General features: G+C 71.8%; 6 protein-coding genes. 5 read left to right on the top strand and 1 reads right to left on the bottom strand.

Annotated elements, in window-relative coordinates:
* Position 1: 1 nt before the first annotated feature.
* Entirely contained in the window at positions 2 to 1,684 is a 1,683-nt protein-coding gene (locus AB0H87_RS34640; RefSeq protein WP_360155556.1) for a hypothetical protein, read from the bottom strand.
* A gap of 111 nt (positions 1,685 to 1,795) precedes the next feature.
* On the opposite strand from AB0H87_RS34640, the gene AB0H87_RS34635 reads away from it, so the two are divergent.
* The 5 genes from AB0H87_RS34635 (at position 1,796) to AB0H87_RS34615 (ending at position 7,685) form a co-directional block, all read left to right on the top strand.
* A complete protein-coding gene (locus tag AB0H87_RS34635) occupies positions 1,796 to 4,729 on the top strand; it encodes a glycoside hydrolase family 20 zincin-like fold domain-containing protein (protein ID WP_360155553.1) in 2,934 nt (977 codons plus the stop codon).
* Positions 4,726 to 5,079: a BlaI/MecI/CopY family transcriptional regulator gene (locus tag AB0H87_RS34630; protein ID WP_360155550.1), complete on the top strand. Its 354-nt coding sequence runs from the start codon at positions 4,726 to 4,728 to the stop codon at positions 5,077 to 5,079. Before AB0H87_RS34635 ends, AB0H87_RS34630 begins: the two co-directional genes overlap by 4 nt.
* A 3-nt stretch (positions 5,080 to 5,082) precedes the next feature.
* Complete coding sequence (locus tag AB0H87_RS34625) at positions 5,083 to 5,988, top strand: M56 family metallopeptidase (RefSeq protein WP_360155547.1); 906 nt, start codon at positions 5,083 to 5,085, stop codon at positions 5,986 to 5,988.
* A gap of 142 nt (positions 5,989 to 6,130) precedes the next feature.
* Positions 6,131 to 7,390, top strand: a complete 1,260-nt coding sequence (locus tag AB0H87_RS34620) for a cytochrome ubiquinol oxidase subunit I (RefSeq protein WP_360155544.1) — start codon at positions 6,131 to 6,133, stop codon at positions 7,388 to 7,390.
* Between the two features lie 10 nt (positions 7,391 to 7,400).
* Positions 7,401 to 7,685: a cytochrome d ubiquinol oxidase subunit II gene (locus AB0H87_RS34615; protein ID WP_360155541.1), complete on the top strand. Its 285-nt coding sequence runs from the start codon at positions 7,401 to 7,403 to the stop codon at positions 7,683 to 7,685.
* Positions 7,686 to 7,770: the final 85 nt, after the last annotated feature.

Here is a 7,770-nt window from a genome sequence, read left to right as displayed (position 1 = left end):
CTCACCTCGGGCGGCACCGAGATCGCCTGCAACGTCCGGCTGCCGGCCGCCGCCGACCGCGACGCGTTGCTGCTGAGCAAGCTGCCGCGTACGCCACCACGCCCGCCCGGCCCGGCCGGAAGGTGAACGTGCCCGGCTGCCCGTAGACCCCGTCGTGGCCGGCCCCGAAGTCAGCCGACTCGACGTGCGGCTTGTCGACGACGTTCACATCCTCCTTGTACGCGCCCAGGAACTCGGACCCGGCGTACGCGCGCACCTCGACCGGCACCCAACCGGGCGCGGGGAACACCACGTCGACGGAGGCGGCACCGGCCACCGCCGGGACGCGCACCTCGTCCGCCGCCCCGATCCGGTAACCGAACCCGGTCACCCCGGGGAACCGCGTCGTGATGTCCAGCCGGCTCGGCAGCCCGACCCCGCCCATCGTCACCCGCACGTCCGGCGCCGTCGACCGCACCTCGAAGTCGTACTCCGTGATCGGTGACCGGTTGTCCGCACTGTCGACGGCCCGCACGTAGAGCGCGTCGGAGCCCGACGATCCGGGCGCGTACTGCAGGCTGACCGCGGCGCCCGGCTTCGACGCCGGAACGAAGGTCGTGGCCTCGCCGTGCTGGCCCCAGTAGTAGCCGACGACGTCCGCGCCGCCCGTGAAGGTGAACGTCCCCGTGACGTTCGGCCCGCCGTGCGCGGCGCCGTCGTTCGGGTACAACGCCGAGCCGACCACCGGCGCCGCCGGCGCGAAGGCGTCGACCACGACGTAGCAGGGCTTGGCCCACGCCGAGTAGTCGTGCCCGTCGAACGCCCGCGCGGTCCAGGCGAGCACCGTACCGTCCGGGTGCTGCGACATGTCCCACTCGAGCTTCGACAGCGAGCCGAACCGCGCGCCCGAGCGCTCGACCCGCTGGTCCTCGTGCCCGACGGGCCAGACCGCGAACTCCCCGTTCAGCTGGTCCGGGCTGTCCACATCAGACATCTGGACCATCAGGTTGTACGTCCGCGGCCCGACCGGCTGCGGCTTGCGCGCGGTGCCGCAGGCCCAGCTCGGATACTCGAGCCCGGTCCGCGCCACGGTCGGCGGTGTGTTGGTCATCGTGTCGAGGACCGCGGGCGTCTTCAGCTTGCGGCCGTGCGTGAGGTCACCTTCGACGCCCCGCGGCACCCGCACCTCGACCGTGAGCGTCCGCTCGCCCCGCGCGGCCAGCTTCTGGAGCGCCGGCGCGACGTCCCACTCCAGCGGCCCAGGGCAGCTCTGTCCGGCGCCGCCGGCCTGCACGGTGGCGAGCAGCTCCCGCTGCTTCGGCGCGTGGTTCCAACTCGTCGTCGCGGTGACCGGATCGGTGCGCCACAGCTCGACCGGCTGCGCCTGCGCGCAGTCCGCCGCCGACCGCTCCCAGAGCACCAGGTCGGCCTCGTGCACCGCCTTCCCGGCGAACGTCGAGACGTCGATCGTGAAGTAGGACCGCGACTTGTGCCGCTTCCCGGCGGCGTCCGCCCACGACCCGATCGGCGCGTCACCGGCCGGGTCGACGAACGAGCTGTCGGGCAGCTGCGAGTCCGTGTAAGCCCAGCCGGTCGAGCTGACCGTCTGTATCCCGTAGGCCTGCGCCGGCGTGGCCAGCGCGCCCAGCAGGCCCGCACCGACCACGGCCCCGAGGGCAGCGGCCAGCGATTTCCGCGCGTTCACGCGCATCAACCTCCCCGTGGCCGGCAACCCCACGGCGCCGGCGCGGACGGAGCATATCCCCGGAAGATCAACTCTGGAGCCGGACCGATCTTCGTTCGTACGATGACCCGCGTGAAGGGGCCGAAGAGGCGGACGACAGCGGTCGCGCTCGTCCTCCTGCTCGCCGCCGGCGCGGCCGTCGCCTACGGGGTCGACGGCGCGCTGGGGCTCAGCCACGTCGCGGCCGACGTGCCCGACGAACGGTCCACCGGCACCAGCCGGCCGCGGCCCGTCCAGCCCGCGCCGGACATCGCGACCATCGCCGTTCCTGACGACCGGACCCTGAGCCGCGCCGCCGAAGTGGTCGCCGACGCCCTGGCCCAACGCGGCCGCCCCCGCCCAACGGTCACCCACGGCGAGGAACGGGCGCAGCTCACGGCCCGCATCACCACGCTGCCCGGCAACACCGAACCCGAGCGGTACCGGCTCAGTGCCGGGCCGGACGGCATCAGCATCGAGGGGGCTTCGACGGCCGGCGTCGCGAACGGCCTCTACGCGCTCGCCGACCGGATCCGGTCCGGCGCCGCCATTCCCGCGAGCGAGGTCAGCGCGCCCCGCCTCGGGCTGCGGCTCACCGATGCCGGTTCGGTCGGGCGCGAGCCCGACCCCGCGGCCTTCCGCGCGGGCACCGACTACTCGCTCAACACGGACATCGTCGGCGAGGCCCTGCTGCCCCAGGCCCCGTGGGTCGACGCCGCCGCCGCACTGCGGATCGCAGAACAGTTCAGGCAGTTCGTCGACCACTCGCTCAGCCAGGGCTACAACGGCATCGTCATCCCCGGCTTCCTCGAATACGTCACGTTCCAGAACCTGGGCGTCTACGACGCGGACCACATCGGACAGACGCAGGCACTCGTCGACGCGTTCGCACCGATTTTCGCGTACGCCGCCGACAGCGGCATGAAGGTCTTCTTCCTCACCGACATGCTCGCCCTCTCCCCGCAGCTCGAGCGCTATCTGCGGCGCACCACCGGCGGCCTCGACACCGCCGACCCCGACCTCTGGGCGACCTACCAACAGGGCCTCGAGGAGCTCTTCGCGCGCATGCCGTACGCCAGCGGTCTGATGATCCGGGTCGGCGAAGGCGGCGCCGTCTACAAGCAGCAGGGCTGGGACTACGAGTCCCGGCTCGCGGTCACGACGCCCGCGGCGGTGCGGGCCATGCTGAGCGCCCTGCTGACGACCGCCGGCAAGGGCGGCCGCGACATCATCTTCCGCAGCTGGACCGTCGGCGTCGGCGCCGTCGGTGACCTCCACACCAACCCCGCCTCCTACGACGAGGTGCTCGGCGGCATCGCGGATCCGCACCTGATCGTCTCGACCAAGTACACCGCCGGCGACTTCTACAGCCACCTTCCGCTCAACCCGACCCTCGCCACCGGCGGACAGAGACGCATCGTCGAGTTCCAGTCGCGCCGCGAGTTCGAGGGGTTCGGCGCCCTGCCCAACGACCTCACCGCGCTGCACCAGCAGGCGTTGCGGGCCTTCCTGAGCCAGAACCCGCACGTCGAGGGCATCTGGACCTGGACGCAGGACGGCGGTCCGCTGCGCGCCGGCCCGATGTCCCTCTACCTCAGGGAGGGGTTCTGGCAGCTCTACGATCTCAACACCTACGCGGCCGCCCGGCTCGCCTGGCGCCCCGAGACACCGGCCGACGAGATCACCCGCGACTGGATCAACCAGACCTTCAGCACCGACGCCAATACCGCGAACCGGATCGCGGAGATGTTCGGCCGGAGCCGCGCGGCGATCAACACCGGGCTCTACATCGGGCCGTACGCGGACAAGAGCGTGAAAGCCCTCGGCCTCGAACCGCCGCCGATGATGTGGATCTTCGAATGGGACATCGTCACCGGGGACTCCGCCGCGATCGACAGCATCTACGCGGTCAGCAAGGACCGGCTCGACGAGGCGATCGCCGACGGACAACGGGCCACGACGCTGGCCACCGAGATGCGCGACCTCGTCGCGGCCACGGACCCGACGACCTGGCACGACCCCGCGGGGAAACAGCGGCTGACCGACGCCCTCGACTACCAGGTCGACCTCTTCGCGACCCTGGCCGCCTACCGAGCGACCGTCCTGCGCCACGCCCAATGGCTCGACACCGGCAGCGAGACAGCGCAGGACCAGTGGCGGCAGGCCCGCGCCGAATACCGGAAGGCCAGGACGAGGCACCTCCAGCGGTACGCCGGACGGCTCGACCTGCCTGCCTACAACTTCACCGCCGCCGACCTCGGCGTCGACCGCGCCGACCGCGACCCGGCGATGGCCTGGCTGGCCCGGGCCCTCCTCGCCGGCATCCTGCTCGTGTTCCTGCTCGGCGCCACCAGCCGCTTCCCCACCTGCCGCGCTCTCTGGCTGGGCGCCACCCGCCCGTGGCGCGCGTCGACGACACGCGCGAACACGTACGCGCTCATCGCCATCCCCGCCATCGCCCTGGTCGCCAGCCGCCTCGCGTACACCTGGTTCGCCTCGCCGGCCCACGTCGGCCTGGTCCTCTCCGCCTGGTTGCTCTTCGCGCTCGCCGTGCGCCTGCTGACCCGGCAACCACCCTGGGCGGTCATCGGCGGCGTCGCCCTGCTGCGCAGCGCCCTCGTGCTCGCCGTCCTGGCGGTCCGTGGCCCGGGTCACTACTGGCTCGGCTTCTGGACCGCGCCGACCGCCCGCGCCCTCTACATCACGGTCGCGTTCGCCGCCTTCGGCTGGCTGTTCGTCGCCACCGGGATGGCCTACGGCACCCGCAGAACGATCATCGCCGCCGGCACGACCCTCGCGATCCTGGCCGCCGCCGTCGCCGCCATCGGCCTCGAAGACGCCCTCACGACCTGGAACGACCAGCTGGCGCTCCTACCCTGGGGCCTGTCCCGGATCCTCGGCATCACGGTCTATCTCGGCATCCCGACCAACCTCCCGGCCATCGCGGCCGCCGCCGGCGCCGTGGCGGCGATCGCCGCGGCCCTGCGCCGGAGACGACCTACTACACCGGGTAGGATCGAGGCGTGACACGGCTGGGAGATCTCGAGCGGGCGGTGATGGACGTCCTCTGGGATCGGTCCGCGCCGGCCACGGTCCGCGAAGTCGTCGACGCCCTCGACGGGCGTGACCTGGCCTACACCACCGTGATGACCGTGCTCGACCGGCTCGCCGGCAAGGGCATGGTCGAGCGCGAGCGCACGGGCCGAGCCTGGAGCTACCAGCCCGTGGCCGGCCGCGACGCGTACATCGCGCAGCTCATGCTCGACGCCCTTGACCTTTCCGGTGAGCGCGACGCGGCCCTCGTGCGGTTCGCCCGGTCGGTGACCGGCGACGAGGCCGACGTGCTGCGCGCCGCCCTGGACAAAGACAAGGGCTGACCGATGCTCTACACCGCACACTTCGGCGCGGCGGTGCTGGGCTGTTATCTCGTCGCCCTGGTGATGCTCCGGTCCCGTTGGCCGGCCAGCTGCCCCACCATCGCGATCCTCTGCTGGCAGGGCATCGGACTCGCGGTCGGCCTGTCCGCCATCGGCATCCCGATCTCCATCGGTCTCGCGCCCTACGACGAGCCGCCGGGCACGGCGTTCCGCATCCTCGCCGAGGACCTGGCGGGCGGCCGCCTCCCCGCCGAGCTGGGCGTCGGGCACCTCGCGCTGATCAGCGTCGGCCTCGGCATCGGCGTCGTGCTGTTCTGGTCGACCGGCGCGAGCCTCCGCCACGCCGCCAAGGCTCGGCAGCGCCAGCGTGAGCTGCTCGCCCTGGTCGGTCGGGCCGACCCGGCCGCGCCGGGTGCCCTGGTGCTGGACCACCCGAGCGCCGCCGCGTACTGCGTGCCGGGCCTGCGCCCGCGCGTGGTGATCAGCGTCGGCGCGCTCAGCCTGTTGCCGCGCGACGAGCTGGCCGCCGTGCTCAGTCACGAGGAGGCGCACGCCAAGGAGCGGCACGACCTCGTGCTGCTGCCGTTCACCGCGCTGGTCCGCGCCCTGCCCGGGGTGAGCTGGGTCGTCCGGGCGATGGCCGCCGTCGCCTTGCTGGTCGAGATGCGGGCCGACGACCGGGCCCGCCGCCAGCACACCGACGCGTCGCTGGCCGCCGCGCTCGCGCGGTTCGCGACCGCGCCGTCGCACGCGACGCCCGCGGGCATGCTCGGGGCCGCCGACCACGACATCGTCGCCCGGGTGCGGCGCCTGCGCGCACCGCTCGGACCTACCCCGCTCGCGGCCGTCGCCGCCCTGGTCGTCAGCAGCGGGCTGGCCACGTTGCCGATCGCGCTCTTCATCTCCTGAACCCGGGGGAACCTGAATTACGACAGCCTGTAGTAGAGTCATGTCCATGACTACTACGAGTCGTAGGACTTATAGGTAGGGAAGCTACGTGTAGAGTCGCTACAACAAGCGAACCTCACTATCCCCTCGGAGGGGCTTGGTCATGGACCCCTTGCCGCTCGCCCGCCTGCAGTTCGCCACCACCACGTCGATCCACTTCCTGTTCGTCCTCGTGACGCTCGGGCTGGTGACCCTGCTGGTCTACCTGCAGACCGCCGCGTTCATCACCCGCAAGCCCGTCTACGAGCGCATGGTCCGCTTCTGGGGCACGATCTACCTGATCAACTACGTGCTCGGCATCGCGACCGGCATCGTGATGGAGTTCCAGTTCGGCCTGAACTGGAGCGGCCTGTCCCGCTACATCGGCAACGTGTTCGGAGCGCCGATCGCGCTGGAGACCCTGCTCGCGTTCTTCCTCGAGTCGACGCTGCTCGGCATGTGGACCTTCGGCTGGCACCGGCTGCGCCGCGGGGTCCACCTGGCCCTGCTCTACGGCGTCGCGATCACGGCGTACGTCTCGGCGTTCTTCATCATGGCCGCCAACGCCTGGCTGCAGCACCCGGTCGGCTACGAGGTCCGGGACGGGATCGCCTACCTGACCGACTTCACCGCCCTGCTGACCAACCCGACGTTCACGATGGCGCTCGGCCACGTGGTCTCCGCCGCCCTGCTGACCGGTGGCATGGTGCTCGCCGGCATCAGCGCCTGGCTGATGCTGCGCCGCAGCCCCGACTACGAGTTGCTGCGCAAGTCGCTGTGGATCGGCCTCGTGACCGTGACCATCGCGGGCGTGCCGCTGCTGGGCTTCGGCTTCGCCCAGTTCGGGGCCGTCGGGGACGTGCAGCCGACCAAGTTCGGCGACGACGCGGCCAAGGCGCAGGCCGTCGCGGACTTCACGGCCCGGTTCGGGCCCGGCGACTACCTGCCGCCGCCGTACGCCGCCGCCAGCCTGGGTTTCATGATCCTGATCGGCTTCACGCTGGCCTGGGCGTTCGTCATGCTGCCGCTGTTCTACCGCGACTGGATCGTGCGGCTGAAGTTCCCGCTGGTCATCGTCGGCCTCGCCCTGCCCCTGCCGTTCCTCGCCGCGATCCTCGGCTGGCTCACCCGCGAGGGCGGCCGGCAACCCTGGGCGGCGTACGGCCTCCTCAAGGTCGAGGACGCCGTCAGCCCCGTCAGCGGCGGCGTGATGCTGGCGTCGTTCCTCGGCTTCACCGCGCTGCTGCTGGCCCTGGCCATCACCAACTGGGTGCTGATCGCCAAGCGGGCCGCCCGCGGCACCGCCGATCCCGCGCTCGGCCGGTCGCTGGCCGACGTGACCAACGACGACGAGCGCCGGCCCGAGCCGGTCCTGGCCCGATAAGGAGTCCGCGATGGAACTCGCCTGGTTCGCCCTCCTCGGCCTCTTCTTCACCACCTACCTGGTGCTCGGCGGCTACGACTACGGCGTCGGCCTGCTGCTCTCCGCCGCCGGCGGCGACGCCGAACGTCGGGCCGCGCTCACCGCCGTCGGCCCGTTCTTCCTCGGCAACGAGGTCTGGCTGGTCGCCGCCCTCGGCATCCTGTTCGGCGCTTTCCCGCGGCTGGAGGGCGAGCTGCTGGCCGGCTACTACCCGGCCGTCGTCGCCGCGCTGGTCGGCGTGGTGCTGTCAGCATGAGCAGCGGCACCAGCGCGAACGGGATGCCGAACGACAGCACCACCTGCGAGATCACCAGGCTGTCCGTGGCCGGCAGGCCCAGGCC

It is taken from the genome of Asanoa sp. NPDC050611, assembly GCF_040654855.1.
Classification (GTDB): Bacteria; Actinomycetota; Actinomycetes; order Mycobacteriales; family Micromonosporaceae; genus Asanoa.
This window is presented reverse-complemented; position numbering and strand designations above follow the sequence as displayed.